The 17,925-nt window shown below is 36.1% G+C and carries 17 protein-coding genes; 11 read left to right on the top strand and 6 right to left on the bottom strand.

Going from position 1 to position 17,925, the window contains the following annotated elements; genetic code table 11:
• Positions 1 to 437 precede the first annotated feature (437 nt).
• Together A0F92_RS13810 and A0F92_RS13815 are read left to right on the top strand one after the other, a co-directional pair.
• Positions 438 to 1,904 (top strand): glycoside hydrolase family 30 protein, encoded by a 1,467-nt coding sequence (locus A0F92_RS13810; RefSeq protein WP_068247438.1) that lies wholly within the window; start codon positions 438 to 440, stop codon positions 1,902 to 1,904.
• A gap of 23 nt (positions 1,905 to 1,927) precedes the next feature.
• The gene (locus tag A0F92_RS13815) at positions 1,928 to 2,389 is read left to right on the top strand and encodes a DinB family protein (protein ID WP_068247441.1); all 462 of its coding nucleotides are present in this window, start codon (positions 1,928 to 1,930) and stop codon (positions 2,387 to 2,389) included.
• Between the two features lie 870 nt (positions 2,390 to 3,259).
• Here the strand turns inward: A0F92_RS13815 and leuS are convergent.
• Positions 3,260 to 6,019, bottom strand: coding sequence for a leucine--tRNA ligase (leuS, locus tag A0F92_RS13825; protein ID WP_449404424.1), 2,760 nt, complete (start codon positions 6,017 to 6,019; stop codon positions 3,260 to 3,262).
• Positions 6,020 to 6,214: 195 nt separating this feature from the next.
• Between leuS and A0F92_RS13830 the strand changes: the two genes are divergently transcribed.
• From A0F92_RS13830 to A0F92_RS13850, 5 genes are all read left to right on the top strand, one after another.
• Positions 6,215 to 7,090, top strand: coding sequence for a cell division protein FtsX (locus A0F92_RS13830; protein ID WP_068247453.1), 876 nt, complete (start codon positions 6,215 to 6,217; stop codon positions 7,088 to 7,090).
• Between the two features lie 94 nt (positions 7,091 to 7,184).
• The gene (locus A0F92_RS13835) at positions 7,185 to 7,445 is read left to right on the top strand and encodes a DUF3098 domain-containing protein (RefSeq protein WP_068247455.1); all 261 of its coding nucleotides are present in this window, start codon (positions 7,185 to 7,187) and stop codon (positions 7,443 to 7,445) included.
• A gap of 118 nt (positions 7,446 to 7,563) precedes the next feature.
• The gene (locus tag A0F92_RS13840; RefSeq protein ID WP_068247457.1) at positions 7,564 to 8,358 is read left to right on the top strand and encodes an undecaprenyl-diphosphate phosphatase; all 795 of its coding nucleotides are present in this window, start codon (positions 7,564 to 7,566) and stop codon (positions 8,356 to 8,358) included.
• Between the two features lie 70 nt (positions 8,359 to 8,428).
• Complete coding sequence (locus A0F92_RS13845; RefSeq protein WP_068247459.1) at positions 8,429 to 9,763, top strand: MFS transporter; 1,335 nt, start codon at positions 8,429 to 8,431, stop codon at positions 9,761 to 9,763.
• A 49-nt stretch (positions 9,764 to 9,812) separates the two neighbouring features.
• Complete coding sequence (locus A0F92_RS13850) at positions 9,813 to 10,670, top strand: MBL fold metallo-hydrolase (RefSeq protein WP_068247461.1); 858 nt, start codon at positions 9,813 to 9,815, stop codon at positions 10,668 to 10,670.
• A 6-nt stretch (positions 10,671 to 10,676) separates the two neighbouring features.
• On the opposite strand, the gene A0F92_RS13855 is transcribed toward A0F92_RS13850, so the two are convergent.
• Together A0F92_RS13855 and A0F92_RS13860 are read right to left on the bottom strand one after the other, a co-directional pair.
• Positions 10,677 to 11,468: a DUF3108 domain-containing protein gene (locus tag A0F92_RS13855; protein WP_068247628.1), complete on the bottom strand. Its 792-nt coding sequence runs from the start codon at positions 11,466 to 11,468 to the stop codon at positions 10,677 to 10,679.
• Positions 11,469 to 11,575: 107 nt separating this feature from the next.
• Entirely contained in the window at positions 11,576 to 12,448 is an 873-nt protein-coding gene (locus A0F92_RS13860) for a lysylphosphatidylglycerol synthase domain-containing protein (RefSeq protein ID WP_068247463.1), read from the bottom strand.
• A gap of 252 nt (positions 12,449 to 12,700) precedes the next feature.
• Between A0F92_RS13860 and ruvC the strand changes: the two genes are divergently transcribed.
• Positions 12,701 to 13,264, top strand: a complete 564-nt coding sequence (gene ruvC / locus A0F92_RS13865; protein ID WP_068247465.1) for a crossover junction endodeoxyribonuclease RuvC — start codon at positions 12,701 to 12,703, stop codon at positions 13,262 to 13,264.
• A 19-nt stretch (positions 13,265 to 13,283) separates the two neighbouring features.
• On the opposite strand, the gene A0F92_RS13870 is transcribed toward ruvC, so the two are convergent.
• Entirely contained in the window at positions 13,284 to 13,673 is a 390-nt protein-coding gene (locus A0F92_RS13870; RefSeq protein ID WP_068247468.1) for an HIT family protein, read from the bottom strand.
• A 98-nt stretch (positions 13,674 to 13,771) separates the two neighbouring features.
• On the bottom strand, positions 13,772 to 14,239 hold the full coding sequence (gene greA, locus A0F92_RS13875) for a transcription elongation factor GreA (protein ID WP_068247472.1): 468 nt from the start codon (positions 14,237 to 14,239) through the stop codon (positions 13,772 to 13,774).
• 236 nt (positions 14,240 to 14,475) lie between these two features.
• On the opposite strand from greA, the gene A0F92_RS13880 reads away from it, so the two are divergent.
• Genes A0F92_RS13880 through A0F92_RS13890 form a run of 3 tightly spaced genes read left to right on the top strand, consistent with a single transcriptional unit; the run spans position 14,476 to position 17,049 of the window.
• A complete protein-coding gene (locus A0F92_RS13880) occupies positions 14,476 to 15,414 on the top strand; it encodes an ABC transporter ATP-binding protein (protein WP_068247630.1) in 939 nt (312 codons plus the stop codon).
• 11 nt (positions 15,415 to 15,425) lie between these two features.
• Complete coding sequence (locus A0F92_RS13885; protein ID WP_068247476.1) at positions 15,426 to 16,301, top strand: ABC transporter permease; 876 nt, start codon at positions 15,426 to 15,428, stop codon at positions 16,299 to 16,301.
• A gap of 46 nt (positions 16,302 to 16,347) precedes the next feature.
• On the top strand, positions 16,348 to 17,049 hold the full coding sequence (locus A0F92_RS13890; RefSeq protein ID WP_068247478.1) for a LolA family protein: 702 nt from the start codon (positions 16,348 to 16,350) through the stop codon (positions 17,047 to 17,049).
• Here the strand turns inward: A0F92_RS13890 and A0F92_RS13895 are convergent.
• Positions 17,046 to 17,921, bottom strand: a complete 876-nt coding sequence (locus A0F92_RS13895) for an aldose 1-epimerase family protein (protein ID WP_068247481.1) — start codon at positions 17,919 to 17,921, stop codon at positions 17,046 to 17,048. The two genes, A0F92_RS13890 and A0F92_RS13895, sit on opposite strands and share 4 nt — an antisense overlap.
• Positions 17,922 to 17,925: the final 4 nt, after the last annotated feature.

Here is a 17,925-nt window from a genome sequence, read left to right on the forward strand (position 1 = left end):
CAAAAGTAGCAATACATTTTTTCGCCTAACCGGAAGCATATATTAGCATTTTAAAGTATCTTTCGGCTATCCCCCAATATCAAATGTAACCATGATTATTTTTTTATGAAAATACATTTATTCGGGTATCATTTCATTCCAAATATTATCAGCATTTTATTGTAACATAAGCTTTGTAATTTTAAAGAAGCTACATTTCTGCAAATGAACAGCTCAACTGTTCAAAGGTGTTCATGAAATTTTAATAAAGAAATTATAAAAAAAACTTTGCTTTATTTCATTTGAATGTACCTTTCCAAAACAATTCTTTTAAAAATTTTCTTGTTTTAAAAAATACGCATCAAAAATAGTCGTTTTGAATCTGTTATTCTTCGTGTACTATCACAACAAACACGGATAGCAAAACATTAAGTAGGAACAAAAAAATGTAACACCATATGAAAGTATTGATTACATGCATATTTGCTGCAATAGCAGGTATTGGTTTTATCAAGATTCCTGCTACGCAACCTGCGCCAAAAGCACATTCATACAACGCGAAGAAAGTGATTGTCTACACCACTGCAGAAGGCACCCGTTACAGAATATCGGCAACCGATACCTTAACACTTTCACCAATGGGCCAGCCGGTTGAAACACAGATATGTGTTTTTGTAGATCCCGGAAAACAGTTTCAAAAAGTAATTGGATTTGGAGGCGCTATTACCGATGCTACTGCAGAAACATTTTATAAACTGCCTGAAGCTAGCAAACAAGAATTGCTCGATGCCTACTATAATCCAACAAAAGGCATTGGTTATACTATGGGACGCACCAATATTAACAGTTGCGATTTTAGCAGTGGCAGTTATACTTATGTTGCAAATAATGATAGTAGTTTATCTACCTTTTCAATTACACATGATAAAACTTATAAAATGCCGTTGATTAAAGCTGCAGCAAAAGCAACCGGCAACAAATTTCATTTATTTGTTTCGCCATGGTCGCCACCGGCCTGGATGAAAGATAATAACAGCATGGTAGAAGGCGGTCACCTGAAAAATAATTTCAGGAAAGCCTGGGCACAGTATTATGTAAAATTTATAAAAGCTTATGAAGCGGATGGCATTCCTGTTTGGGGTCTTACAGTGCAAAATGAACCCATGGCCAAGCAAACCTGGGAATCCTGTATTTACAGTGCTGAAGCAGAAAGAGATTTTGTGAAAGGTTATTTAGGACCCGCATTACAGCGGAGTGGCCTTGGCGATAAAAAGCTGATTATATGGGATCACAATCGTGATTTATTGTACCAACGTGCCAGCACAGTATTGGATGATCCGGAAGCAGCCAAATATGTTTGGGGTATTGGTTATCACTGGTACGAAACATGGACAGGCAGTGGTATGGAATTTTTAAATGAACAAAGGGTACATGAAGCCTACCCGGATAAACATTTAATGTTTACAGAAGGTTGCATTGAAAAATTTAGTTATGACAGAATCAATGACTGGAGCCTGGGTGAACGTTATGGACACTCACTCATAAATGATTTTAATAATGGAACAGTGGCATGGACCGACTGGAATATTTTATTAGATGAAAAAGGAGGCCCTAACCATGTTGGTAATTTTTGTTTTGCGCCCATACATGCCGATACCCGAACCGGAAAACTGCTATACACCAACAGCTATTATTATTTGGGGCAGTTTTCAAAATTTGTGCATCCGGGTGCCAGGAGAATTATCAGTTCATCGAACAGAGACCAGTTAGAAACTACTGCATTTGAAAATCAGGATGGCAGCTTGGCTGTTATTGTGATGAACCCAACCAACAAGGCCATACAATACCATTTATGGATTCATGGTGCTGCCACACAATTAGTTAGCCTACCCCATTCTATTGCAACAATGGTAATAGACAAATAGCTTTTAAATAAAAAATAAACAACATGAATTCTGTTATACAAAACATAGTAAATATTAGAAAATACTTAATTGAAATGTGTGAACCTTTATCCGTTGTACAACTCAATACAATACCTAATGGGTTTAACAATAATATTGTTTGGAATTTTGGCCACTTAATTGCAGCACAGCAAGGGCTTTGTTATATACGTTCCGGACTTAAACCGGTGGTAGATGAATCTATTATATTACAGTTTAAGGGAGGTAGCAAACCAGAAAAGCAATGGGATGAACAAGAAATTGTACGCATAAAACAAACAATGATCGATTCATTACACCAACTGAATGCGGATATAGCGGAGCAGCTATTTTCTCAATACGAAACATTTCAAACCCGCTATGGCGTTACCTTAAGCAGCATTTCAGATGCCATACAATTTCTTCCTTTTCATGAAGGATTGCATACCGGCACCATTATGGCCATTAAAAAATTAGTAAGCCTTTAATTCATCAACAATTTTCGTAAATACAAAGCAATAATAATATTAAAGAAATTTTTTAACTATGTACTTCCAAAACCGGTCAATTAAAATAAAAATGCAACGGTTTTGAAATTTTAAATATCAACTAAAAGGCTAATAAAATTACGTGAAGCTATTAATGTAACTGATTATTTTTCAACAGTTGTTATTTGCAGGTTTTTTTCTACAGAAATAATCTGGCATGTAATGATAATTGTAAAAAAGTTACTATCTATAATGATATATTTGATTTTGCATGGAATCAACCTATTGCCAATTAAATTATTCCAGTAAATCTGTCTCAAAATCAATACTGCATTTTGTGTTATTCTTATATCATTGGTAAAGCTACGACCAATCACCAAGAATATTTTTCATTACCAATTACAATAGTTACCACTTTAATGAAATGTAATCATACTGCTGTACCTACGTATTTTCCCACTAAAAAAGTTGAATTTTGCGGACTAGTATGACCTAGAATTATATTAAATATAAACACAATGCACTTTTTCTTTTTATGAATTAAACAGCACCGGATAAATAGTATACAGTTTAATTTTTACACAAAAACATTACTGACAGTTGATTTACACAGAACCGGAACTTATGCTTCTAATACCCCATATATTGGTGTTGAAACCATTTTTGATCAGAAAGGCTCAGTATGGGGCCTTAATTTCAGGCCAACGAATCAAGATACCTCATTAACATTCAACACAGCAATTAATAGGTATACAAAAATTTCTGTGTCTTTTAAAAAAGACAGTACCGGGTATCAAACCATTGTAGATTCTGTGTATTGCGCTGCCGTTGGTAGTAACAAAGTAAGTATTACATACTAAAACAGGTATTCTATACCACCACATTAATCATTTTGCCTTTTACAAAAATGAATTTTTTAATGGATTTATCGTCAGTCCATTTTTTTACTACTTCATTTTGTAAAGTAACCTGCTCCACTTCCTCTTGAGTAGCTGTGAGTGAAAAAGCAATAGTGGTTCTTAATTTGCCATTGATACTCACCGGATATTCTTTTACAGATTCGGTTAAATACTCGGCATTCCAAACCGGGAAAGGTGCATTAACTACAGGCTCCTGGTTGCCCAGCACATGCCATAATTCTTCTGCAACATGTGGGGCATATGGCGCCAGCAAAACAACAAATGGTTCCAGAATAGCTTTATTATGCGTATGTAAATCGCTTAGTTCATTTACACAAACCATAAATGCTGCAACGGCTGTATTGAATGAAAACCGCTCAGTATCTTCTTCAATTTTTTTAATGGTTTTGTGCAATACTTTTAATTGCTGTGGAGTAGCCGGTTCCTGATTCAGAATAACTGTCCCCTTCACTTCATCAAAAAACAAGCGCCATAGTTTTTTCAAAAAACGGTGTACCCCTTCAATTCCCTTGGTATCCCAGGGTTTACTTTGCTCCACCGGACCTAAAAACATTTCGTACATGCGGAAAGTGTCTGCCCCGTATTTCGCCACCAAATCATCCGGATTCACGGTATTGAATTTAGATTTCGACATTTTTTCTACTTCAACACCACAAATGTATTTGCCCTCTTCTAAAATAAATTCAGCATTGGCATATTCCCCATTCCGCCATTGTTTAAAAGCCGTTATATCTAATACCACACCATCTACCATATTTACATCCACATGCAAAGCATTTACTTCGTATTGATTCTTCAATCCGGCAGAAACAAAAGCATGTGTGCCCTGAATTCGATATACAAAGCGGCTACTGCCTTGTATCATACCCTGATTCACTAATTTCTTAAAAGGTTCATCAAAGCCAATATAACCTAAATCAAATAAGGCTTTGGTCCACATTCGGCTATACAGCAAATGCCCTACCGCATGTTCGGTTCCGCCTACATATACATCTACCTGCCCCCAGTAATCACTTATCTTTCTATCACAAAAAGCAGTAGTATTATGCGGATCCATGTATCGCAAAAAATACCAGCTACTTCCGGCATAACCGGGCATGGTATTGGTTTCTAAATTGCGTTGTACCCATTCAGGAATATTGGCTAATGGTCCTTCTCCTTCCGGACCTGGAGAATAAGTTTCTACTTCAGGCAATAATAAAGGCAGCTCATTCTCTGGCAACGGTATAGCATTGCCCTCCATCCATTGTATGGGGAAAGGCTCGCCCCAATAGCGCTGGCGGCTAAAAGCGGCATCACGCATTTTATAATTCACTTTTCTTTTGCCAATACCTCTTGTTTCTAATTCAACAATCACCACTTCAATGGCTTTACGCATAGGCATACCCGTAAGGAAACCGCTATTGGTTAATATGGCATCTTTGGTAGGGTTTGCATCTATTCCGGTAAAAGCATTCCCAATAATATTGGTAATAGGAATATTGAAATGTTGGGCAAATTTAAAATCGCGTTCATCGCCGCATGGCACAGCCATAATAGCACCGGTTCCATAACCCGCCAGTACATATTCTGCTACCCAAATTGGTATCCGTTGTTGGTTAAATGGGTTAATGGCATAAGCACCGGTAAAACAACCCGATATATTTTTTTCGGCTTGCCGCTCCCGATCACTTCGGCTTTTTACGTATGCCAGATAATCGTCAATGGCCTGTTTTTGTACGGGTGTGGTAATGGAATTTACCAACGGCAATTCAGGAGCAATGACCATAAAATCAACACCAAAAATGGTATCGGGTCGGGTGGTATACACCCTAAGTTTTTCAGATTGCCCTTCTATTTCAAAATCAATTTCGGCGCCACTGCTTTTGCCAATCCAGTTGGTTTGCATTTCTTTCATGGCTTCACTAAAATCAACAGTAGTCAGGCCTTGTAATAAACGATCGGCATATTCTGTAATGCGTAAATACCACTGGCGTAATTTCTTTTTTTCAACCGGATGTCCGCCCCTTTCACTTACCCCATTCACCACTTCATCGTTTGCCAATACTGTACCCAGAGCAGGACACCAGTTTACCTCGCCATAACCACAGTAAGCCAGGCGATAATGCATTAAAATTTGCTGCTGTTCCGTAAAAGTAAAACGCTTCCATTCGGCAGCGGTAAAATGCAAAGCAGCATCACCGGGACATTCGTGTTGTGCATTGCCTTCTTTTTCAAAAGCTTCAATTAAAGTGGCAATAGGCGCCGCTTTTTGCAACCGACGGTTAAAAAAGCTGTTAAATAGTTGCAAAAAAATCCATTGCGTCCATTTATAATAATTGGGGTCACAGGTTTTTACCTCTCTTTCCCAATCGAAACAAAAGCCAATTTTATCTAACTGATTCCTGAAATTTTGAATATTATTTTCAGTTGAAATGGCCGGATGGATACCATGTTCAATAGCATATTGTTCTGCCGGAAGCCCAAACGCATCATATCCCATGGGATGCAATACATTAAAACCCTTCAACCTTTTGTAACGTGCAAAAATATCGCTGGCAATATAACCCAATGGATGGCCTACATGCAAACCGGCACCGCTGGGATATGGGAACATATCCAATACATAAAATTTAGGCTTATCTGACTGATTGGGAACTGCATATACCCTTTCACTGTTCCAGTATTGTTGCCACTTTTGCTCTATTTCCCTAAAATTATATTCCATCATACTAACTTGTAATAAAAAACGTTATCGTTACACTGAATGGTATTATGAACTGTAGCTTACCGCAGAGTCTTATACAAAAAAAATAACCATAAAAAAATATCTTGCACTACTTTGCAGCTATTACAGTGAACTGACTGGCTGCAAATGTAAGTGATTAGGCTACATTTGTACCGACAGAAGTTTTAAAAAAATTGTATGGAGCATCAAAAAAAATCATCTTTAAAAAGAAGTAAACCCAACTATGTAAACAGTATTGTAGGTGTTGCATTGGTATTATTGTTAATGGGTATTATGGGCTGGGTATTTCTGAATTTTGAAAGGGCAGGTAACGCTTTGAAAGAAGACATTAAAGTGCAGGTTTTTTTACGCACGGCGAATAAAGACTCCATTAGCCAAATGCAGCAATATATATCCACACAACCTTTTGCAAAAAATGTGGATTATATAGATAAGGAAAAGGCCAAACAAATTTGGAATAAAGACAATAATGAAGACTGGGCAAAGATTTTAGATGCCAATCCATTACCCGAAAGTATTGACTTTTATGCCCGAGCTGCTTATGTGAATAAAGACAGCCTCGACGCTATTTCAACCCATATTATTTCCTTATTTGGCAATCAAATAACAGAAATAAAATATCCAAAAGATTTGGTGAACAACATTAACGAAAAAGCCACCCGTTTTGGACTTGCTTTTTTAGTCATTTCGAGTATTTTGTGCCTCATCGTAATATTTAGTATTGACAATACCATTAAGCTGGCTATGTTCAGTAATCGTTTCCTGATTAAAACCATGCAAATGGTGGGTGCAACACGCAGTTTTATAGCCCGGCCAATGGATATTAAAGCCATTATAAACGGATTAATCAGTTCCGGAATTGCCATTATATTATTGTTTATTATCATTAGCTGGATAGAAAACCAGGTACCACAGTTAAAAGTAATTCATGATACGAAACTGAATTTTATTTTATTCGGGGGAATGATTTTGGTAGGCGTAGGCATTTCTTTATTTAGCACCCACAGAAGTGTGATTAAATACCTGAAAATGAAGTTAGATGACCTGTACTAACCTAAAACCGGTTTTCTGTAAAAAAATATTCATTTAACACAGATAAATGAATGGGTTTGCTATATTGCAACTTTAAATTAATGCATACAACATCATGACAGATAAAAAAACAGCTATTACGAAGCAAATGCCTCCCCTATTTGGCAAAGAAAATTACAAGTGGATGATTATTGGTGGCGTTGTTATTGCGCTGGGCATGTTTTTAATGAGCGGTGGTAAGAATGAAGACCCCAACCAGTTTAATTACAACTTAGTGTATAGTACAACACGGGTAACCATTGCACCCATTACCATTATTGCAGGTTTAATTATAGAAATTTTTGCCATTCTGAAAAAACCTAACGTAAAAGCTTAATCAAAAAAAACTTTTAAAAAAGCGATGTATGAACATCGCTTTTTTAAAATCTGAATATTACTTTCTGCTAATTTGTAGCCAATAAAACCTTACTAAACCAAACAACAAAAACCTGTCCATGAATTTAGTTCAAGCCATTATTGAGGGTATTATAGAAGGCATCACTGAATTTTTACCGGTTTCTTCTACCGGCCATATGATTATTGCCAGTTCTGTAATGCACATTGAAAAAGATGCATTTACAAAAATGTTCGAAATTGCCATACAATTAGGGGCAATATTATCAGTAGTAGTATTGTATTGGAGAAAATTTTTTGATTTCAGCCGCTGGCAATTTTATGTAAAACTAATTGTAGCTGTAATACCTGCTTTGGTATTGGGAAAATTGTTTGCCGATAAAATAGATCTGTTATTAGAAAGCCCCACTACTGTTGCAGTGAGCCTTTTGGCAGGCGGTATTGTGTTGTTGTTTATTGACCGGTTTTTTAGAAAAGAAACCATTACCACCGAAACTGAAATAAGTTATATAAAAGGATTCATTATTGGTATCTGGCAATGCCTGGCGATGATACCCGGCGTAAGCAGAAGTGCAGCCAGCATTATTGGCGGCATGCAGCAAAACCTAACCCGCAAATTGGCAGCTGAATTTTCATTTTATCTGGCAGTGCCTACCATGGCTGCTGCTACCGGCTATAAAATGCTTAAAACCTGGCAAGAAAATCCGGAAGTAGTTACCAATACCCATAATATACAATTATTGGCCATTGGTAACATTATAGCTTTTATTGTGGCTATGCTGACCATTAAATTTTTCATCAGTTATTTACAAAAACATGGGTTTAAACTTTTTGGCTGGTACCGTATTGTTTTAGGTATTGTTGTGTTGGTATTATTTTATACCGGTAACCTGTAATGAAACTCTGCTCAATTTTCTGGGTTTAGCGAATTACCAACCTCTTGTACCTTTACAATAAAAACATGACATGCAAACGGTTTCCAAAAAAGTAATTAATGGTTGGGCCATGTACGATTGGGCAAATAGTGCCTACAATTTAGTAATTACTTCTACCATTTTTCCTGCATATTATGACGCCATTACCACCCTCACAGATAAAGCAGGTAATATTCTCAGCCACAAAATTCAGTTTGCAGGGTTTAGCATAGAAAGTGCCTCGTTGTACAATTATGCTTTGGCATTGGCTTATTTTGTCATCGCACTCATCTCTCCTATTTTATCTTCCATTGCAGATTATAAAGGAAACAAAAAAGCTTTTATGCAATTCTTTTGCTATCTGGGCGCATTGGCTTGCTGTACTTTATTTTGGTTTACAAAAAACACATTATCGTTAGGCATTATCTGTTGTATTTTAGCAGCCATAGGCTATTGTGGCAGCCTTGTTTTTTACAATGCCTATTTACCTGAAATTGCTGCAGAAGAAGATCAGGATGATGTAAGCGCAAAAGGTTTTGCATATGGCTATATTGGAAGTGTTTTATTGCAAATTGTATGCTTTGTTTTTGTGTTAAAACCCGAATGGTTTGGAATAAAAGATGCGGGCTTTGCACCACGTTTATCCTTCTTATTAGTAGGACTGTGGTGGATGGGTTTTGCACAAATTACTTTTAGCCGGCTACCCAAAAGCAAAGTCAGCAAAACAGCAGCCCAACACAACCTTTTGTACTACGGCTTTCGCGAATTAAAAAAGGTGTGGGATCAGGCCAGGCATCTGCCCATTCTAAAAAAATTCCTGTTGGCATTTTTCTTTTACAGTATGGGGGTTCAAACCGTAATGTTAGCTGCAACATTATTTGGCAGTCAGGTTTTACAAATGGCTACCAGCAAATTAATATTGTGTATATTGTTAATTCAAATTGTAGCCATTGCGGGGGCTTATCTCATGGCAAAGCTTTCAGATAAATTCGGCAATTTTAAAGTACTTCTATTTGTTACAGTAATTTGGATTGGCGTTTGTGTAGCTGCTTATTTCATAACTACTGAAATACAGTTTTATATGATTGCCGTTATAGTTGGGCTGGTAATGGGGGGCATACAATCGTTAAGCCGTTCCACTTATTCTAAAATAATGCCCGAAACAAAAGATACTGCCTCATTTTTCAGCTTTTATGATGTAACTGAAAAAATTGCCATTGTAATTGGTATGTTTAGCTTTGGCTTTATACAACAAATTACCGGTAATATGCGTAATTCGGTCATAGCATTAATGGTGTTTTTTATCATCGGAATGCTGTTTCTGTTACTGATTATTACCGGAAAACCTTATAGAAATAAACCTGATGATGTAATTGCTGCTGCATAAACAATTACAGGGCAGCGCATATTTGGAGATGAAATAAACATTTTATTTTATGAAATTACATACCATTGATACCGGCAATTTTAAATTAGATGGCGGTGCTATGTTTGGGGTAGTTCCAAAAACCATTTGGCAAAAACTAAACCCAGCTGATGAAAACAATCTTTGCAACTGGTCGATGCGCTGTTTACTGATTGAAGATGGCAACCAACTCATATTAATTGACAATGGAATTGGTAATAAACAGGATGCAAAATTTTTTTCGCACTATTATTTAAATGGCGATGCTACTTTAGAAAAATCGTTGGCCAAAGCCGGTTTTCATAAAGATGATATTACTGATGTTTTTTTAACGCACCTGCATTTTGATCATTGTGGAGGAAGTATTGAAATAATAAACAACAAATTAGTACCTGCCTTTAAAAATGCAACCTATTGGAGCAATGCAGCACACTGGCAATGGGCCACACAACCCAATGCCCGGGAAAAAGCTTCTTTTTTAAAAGAAAATATTTTACCCATTCAGGAAAGTGGACAGTTAAAATTTATTGAAACCGGCAAAATTGACAGCCCTGTTCCCGCACCCTTTCATCCAGACATCCAAATTATTTTTGCCGATGGACATACCGATAAAATGATGTTGCCTCAAATTAAATACAAAGGGTATACCGTTGCTTTCATGGCCGATTTGCTACCATCAATAGCACATATACCATTACCCTATGTAATGGCTTATGATATGTTTCCATTAACCACACTCAACGAAAAAAAATATTTTTTAGAAAAAGCTGCGCTTGAAAACTATATCCTGTTTTTTGAACACGATATTCAGAATGAATGTTGCACGCTTTCACAAACAGAAAAGGGAATTCGGCAAAAAGAAATATTTCGATTGCAGGAATTGGGATAAATAACATTAATGGAAAGACAGCATGGATGATAATGGGTACCGTAAATTACGGTATTGCATCATATCTACCTTCACACTACCCACCACAATAGGGCTTTCAATGCGCAAAGGAATATGATTGGGATCGTCTGAAACCCACACATTCATTTTTTCACCACCGGTAAAAATGGTTCCTTTTACCAATAATGGCCTGAATTTAATGGCTCTGAATTTTCCATATTTGGTTTTAATTACCTCTTTACCTAAATACCTGATATATAATGGATAAACCTGATTGTCTAAAAACATATCGAAAGGAATTTTATCATCTACTTTATATCCGCTGAAATCAATATTACGGGCATAGTAAATTGAACTTAACACATCCTGAATACAGGAAGGTACTTTATAAACACCCTTGGTTGTAATGGCAGTATTGGTTTGCTGGTTAAATGTTACGTTTTCATAAGTTTTATATCCACCCTCATCCACATTTCTGATAAATTTATACGGCTGTAGCGTTGCTGTGTCAAAATAAGTCTCGTAGCGGTCGCGCACCTTAAAAATCCAGTCGTAACTAGGGTTTGAACTACCGGTACCCACTACATGGTACACATCTTTATTATTTAACTTCTCTAATGCAGTAGTAAAGTTGGCAGTACCTGCATTTACATATACCCCAATTACAGAATAAAAAATGGTATAAGAAATACTTTCACCATTTTCAAAAGCATAATTACGTACACCGCAGGATTCTTCCCCTGCCCATAATGGGAAAGAGGTAGCCAACGTAAACAATAAAATAACTATTTTTTTCATGCAACTATCTTCAGCTAAATATAAAATCAATGATTCGTGTTCTTTACAATTACAGCCATTTGAATGAAAGGTTGCAATTTTTTTGCCACATTTTCTTCAATGTACATTTATTTTTTAAATAATTTAATACGCAGTACCAACATACTGCCTGCCAAAGCCGGAAGAATTCGATTAATCAACCAAATACCGGTAGCTGCAAACAATATACCCAGCATATTGCTGCTAACCAAACCAAATAATTGTAAACTCAATGCGCCACGAATGCCTACCTCGGCCAAAGCAATGGTAGGCACAATGGCCAATACCAAAAAAAACACTGCCGTAATACATACCAATACCAGCACATTTTCATGAACGCCACAAACCTGTAACATCAGCACATATTGCAAAAGGAAAATTACAAAACGAAGAGCGGAAAAAATTAAAACTGTTGTTAATTCCTTCCAATTTAAGGTGGCAATGTTTGTAAAAAAATAACTGTATTTTTTTACAAGAGACAATTTTTCTATCAACTTTGTTATGCCGGATAAGTTATAATAAACAAATACCAGTACTACTGTAAACAGTACGATTACCCATAACATATTCTGTAACCAATACTGCACAGCATCAGAAAGTTTACCCAGTGCTTCTATTCCAATATGCTTTAAATACAGCCAAGCTGCAATGCCGGCTATAAAGGTGATGACTAACTGACTTATACTGGCTACCATGTTTAAAGCAACTGACCGCAACCTGTTTCCTTCATCTAAATACATCATTCTACCCACATATTCACCTACATTATTGGGCGAATTGATGGCAAATGCCTGCCCTGTTAAAACCGCTTTAAATGCTTTTGTATAACCAATTACCTGAATGGTTTGTAATAGAAACTGCCATTTTTTAGCTTCAATACCCCAATTTACCAGCATCAACAACAAAACAGCCACCAACTTCCACCATTCTGTTCCGGTTAAAGAAATCCATAATACCTGCAATGCCCCCTCTATATTTTTTTGATGCTGAATTTGATGATAAATAGAAAAAACTAACCAGATAAATAATACCGGCCCCAGAAAATAATTGATAAATATTTTAAACCGCTTGTTCAGAACGAATAATTTAGCAGCAAAGTAATAGGGAATAAACCATATTTAGAAACCCATGGGTTGAATTACATACATTCACCTAACATTTCAATTCATTCATAGGGATAAAGAAAGGAAGATTGTAACACCAACACCAATTACATGCATAAAAAAAATATAATTTTAGGAATAGACCCGGGCTCGCAATTAATGGGGTATGCCTTACTGGCTGTACAAAATAACCAGCCGGCATTAATCACGATGGATATACTTAGTTTAACAAAGTATGATGACATTTATGAAAGATTAGAAAAAATTCATACAAAAATTTGCAGCTTAATCAGCACGTACAAACCCCATTCCTTTGCCATTGAGGCGCCTTTCTTTGGCAAAAATATACAAAGCATGCTAAAATTGGGCAGGGCCCAGGGTGTGGCTATTGCAGCTGCCATGCAGTATAAAATACCTGTAACAGAATATTCTCCCAAAAAAGTAAAACAATCTATTACAGGAAACGGTAATGCCGATAAGGAGCAGGTATGGAAAATGCTGCAGCAGATTTTGCACATTGAAACAAAACCAAAATATTTTGATGCCTCCGATGCTTTAAGTGTGGCATTGTGCCACTATTACCAAACCAATAGTATATTGGGGCAGACACAGAAAGGATTTAAAAATTGGGCTGATTACATTCAACAGCAGGAGAAGAAAAAGAAAACCCAATAGCACTTCATTCAGCCCGTTCCTATAAATATTGTAATATATTTTGTTGCACTTCTGCCAATTCCTCTTGTGTTAATTGCAATTTTTTGTTGAGCAAATGTACATCCTGCATGCCATCCATCGGTATTAAATGAAGATGTGCATGGGGTACTTCAAAACCCAATGTAAGTATGTTTACACGGTTACATGGATAGGCTTTTTGAATGGCCTGTGCAATGGGCTGTGCAAAAGGTAAAATACCCGCTAAATACTGAGATGGCAATTCAAAAAGTTTATCAGTTTCTATTTTTGGAATTACCAGCGTATGGCCTTTTGTAAAAGGGAAAATATCTAAAAAGGCATAGAATTGATCGTTCTCTGCAATGCGGTAGGAAGGAATATCGCCACGGATAATTTTTGAAAATATCGTCATAAAATTAAATTAAGGATTGAATAAAAAACACACGTTACAAAGCTAAAAAGCCTCATTCACAAAAAATGCAAATGAGGCTTTTATTTGAATCGGAAAAATTAAATCGTAATATTTTCAACCTTAAATTTAATCATGCCGGCAGGCGCCTGTATTTCAGCAACTTCACCAATTGCTTTGCCCAATAAGCCCTTCCCAATTGGGGAACTGGCCGAAATTTTACCCTCTTTTAAATTAGCTTCCTTTTCACCAACAATTTGATAAGTAAATGTTTTTTTAGTGGCCATATTTACAACGGTAACTTTGGTTAAAACGGCTACCCTGCTGGTATCAATGGTTTCGGGATCTACTATTTTTGAGTTCGCAATAATCCCCTCTAATTGTTTAATTCTGGCTTCCAGCATTCCTTGTGCTTCTTTTGCAGAATCATATTCTGCGTTTTCTTTTAAATCACCCTTTTCACGAGCTTCAGCAATTGCTCTGGCTGCAGCCGGACGATCAACAGTTTTCATGCGTTGCAATTCTTCCCGCATTTTTTCAAAAGTCTCTTTAGTTACATATTCACTCATAGCCAACGTTTTTAATAGACATAAAAAAATACAACGCTACACATTCCTGTAGCGTTGCAGTAATCACAAAATTAAGCATTCTAATTTAAAAAAGTAAACTAATTATAAAATTTACAGCTTTATAGCCTATTGCATATTTTACTGAAGTGGGCTCCTATTATTTGGCTCTGTTAAAAAATCAGCAAGTTATCTTACGTATTAACAACCATCAGCTACATTTGTTGTTATTGAAGCACATGGAACCCATTATTCAGGTAAAAAACCTATCCAAACAATTTGGAGATATTGTAGCAGTCAATGACCTTTCTTTTACCGTACCTGCCGGTTCGGTTTACGGATTTTTAGGCCAAAATGGAGCCGGAAAAAGCACTACTATCCGCATGCTGTTATCGCTCATTACACCTACCGAAGGCAATATCCGTTTTTTTGGTCTTCCATTGCAACAACACCGCAAGGAAATTTTCAAAAATATTGGCGCCATTATTGAAAGACCCGATTTATATGGTTATTTATCGGCCTATGATAACTTAAAAATGTTTGCCTGTTTAAATGGCATGCATCCTACCCATTTGCAGTTAATGAACCAATTGGAACAGGTTGGTTTGGCAGACAGAGCAAAAAATAAAGTAAAGACTTTTTCGCAGGGAATGAAACAAAGGCTGGGAATTGGCATTGCTTTAATTCACAATCCTTCACTCATTATTCTGGATGAACCTACCAACGGATTAGACCCACAGGGTATTGCAGACATCAGGCGCTTAATTGTACAACTCAGTAAAGAACAACAAAAAACCATATTGCTTTCATCACATTTATTGAGCGAGATTGAGCAGATGGCCACACATATTCTGATTATTGATAAAGGCAAAAAAATTATTGCCGACAGTGCCGCAGCTTTATTTAATCCCGCTGAAACCATTGTAGAAATAGAAACCACCAACAATATTGCTTCTTTAGCAATTTTAAAAGCTTCAAAATGGCAACCCCATCTTCAATTGAACAGAGGGCCCAATATATTTTTAAAAATGCATCATGACCAAATTCCCGATTTTAACAGAGCATTATTCAATCTGAATATTCAACTTTTAATGTTACAACCCAGACATAGTTTAGAAGATTATTTTTTACAGGTTACCGCCAATAGCAATTCAGATACACTTATTTTAAATCATTAATATTTTGTTGAATGTTTACACTACTGCAGGTAGAACTTTATAAAATTTTTAAACGCCCCAGAACCTATATTGCTTTTATAGCCATTGCAGGATTAATTGGCATTATACAACTGGGTTTAAAATTAGATGGCGATGCTTATGTTAATTTTGTAATGAGCAATGTAGAACAGTCATTTACTTTTGATGGTAAACTACTAAATGGTTATTTGGTATGTTATATTATTCTGCAATTGTTATTGGTACATGTACCGCTGTTAATTGCACTGGTTGCTGCAGATATGGTTAGTGGCGAAGCCAATATTGGTACTTTACGGCTCATGCTTACCCAACCTGTAAGCAGGTGCGAAATAATATTGGCCAAATTTACTGCCGCTGCTATTTACACCTTATTATTATTGGTTTGGATGGCTATTTTAGCATTATTTGTAAGTATATGGCTATTTGGCACCGATGATTTAATTATACAAAAAACCCGTTACTTAGTGCAACTGAGTAAAGATGATATTTTTTGGCGCTATGTTGGTGCATTTGGATTTGCTTTATTGGCTATGCTAACGGTGGCGGCTTTGGGTTTTTTATTATCGGTATTTGCAGAAAACTCAATTGGGCCTATTGTAGCTACCATCAGCATTATTATATTTTTCACAATTTTAAGCACCATGAGTATTCCCATTTTTCAAAAAATTCAACCTTATTTATTTACTACCCACATGGTAGCATGGAAAGAATTTTTTGATTTAAAGGTAAATGCTGATAATACCGCATTAAAAGGCACTCTGCAAAACAAAAGTCAGATTGTACAATCGGCCTGGATACTGATTGCACATATTGTGCTGTTTGTAGGTGTGGCTATGTTTGTTTTTAAAAGGAAGGATATATTAACCTAACAATTTAATGTACACTTTATTTATTAAACGCTGAAAATGAATTTGAATGAAGGGAATAAAAATTTTGTGGATTGCTATGGTAGCACTATTCATTACTCATAACAGTAATGCCCAAGATGAAACCGCTTTAATTGAAAAAGTAAAACAAAAGTTAGATCAGGTGCATGATTATGTAGCTACCGGCCGAATGAAAACCGATGTTGCTTTTATTAAGGCCCCTGTAGGCAATGTAAAAATGTATTACAAACAACCGGATAATTTTAGATTGATACGTGAGGGCGGCATTTCAATTTTACCGAAAGGTGGTGTTACGGTTAATTTAAATACCATTATGGCGACTAAAAGTTACGTGGCTCTATTTGCAGGTAATACAGTAACAGATGGCTTTCCCACGAAAATAGTAAAACTGTTACCCATAAACGAAAACAATGCTATTGTTTTAACCACACTTTATATTGACGAAAAAAACTTACTGATTAGAAAAGCCATTACCACAACTAAAGAAAATGGTACTTACCAAATTAATATGCAATATGGCCGATACAGTAATTTGGGCTTACCGGATAAAGTGATTTTTACTTTCAACACACATGATTATAAAATACCCAAAGGTGTTACTTTAGAAATGGATGAACCACTTACAGATACAGACAGGAAAAAAATGCAACAAAAAAATGGAAGGGTTGAAATTGATTATGCTTCATACACCATTAATAAAGGCTTGCCGCCAGGTATATTCAATAATTAATATACTTCTAACGACCAGGTACGATTAAATTTTGAATGTGGCGCTAATACATATACCCCTTCTTTTTGAATCAGTTGCTGATGGGTATTTTCACTGTCGGCAACCCCACACCAGGGTTCTATACAAACAAAATCAGCATCTTTGGCAGCCCAAATTCCTAAGTATGGAAAATCAGGAAATTGTAAGGTAATGCCATGTTTATTTTTTGTGTTGCATAATTGAACGCTGTTAGAAACCAAGTGTTTAAATACCAATGCATCTTTATAAAACAACGATTTGTGCAATGCAATAGTATTACTATTCTGTAAAAAAGGCACCGGCTCTTCCTGCAACAAGCCATCATCTGTTAATGGCCAAATACCCATATTTTCAACTTGATTAAATTGTAAAAAATAATCTTCATAAACTGTATCGGTAGTAAGGGGTACTACAAATGCCGGATGTGCACCTAATGAGAAATACATATCATCTAAATCTGTATTCTCAACTGTATATTCAACGGTAAGTATATTGTTGCTGATGGTATAAGTAATGAAGAACAGAAACCGAAATGGATAAACCTGTAAAGTTTCAATAGAATTGGTTAATATGAACTGAATCGAATTGTCAGTATGTTTTTGCACCGAAAAAACCATATCTCTTGCAAAACCGTGCCTGCTTAAATGAAAGGCTTTGTTATTAAAATAATAAGTATTTTGTTTTAAACTGCCTACAATGGGAAATAATACGGGACTTTTTTTAGCCCAGTATGTTGGATTGCCATTCCATAAATATTCCAATCCTATTGTTGTATGGAAGATGCGCTGTAACTCAGCACCTTTATCGGCAATTTGCACCAGCATGGTTGAACTGGCAATGGTATAAACAGCCATATCA

Source organism: Hydrotalea flava (genome assembly GCF_001623405.1).
GTDB lineage: Bacteria > Bacteroidota > Bacteroidia > Chitinophagales > Chitinophagaceae > Hydrotalea > Hydrotalea flava.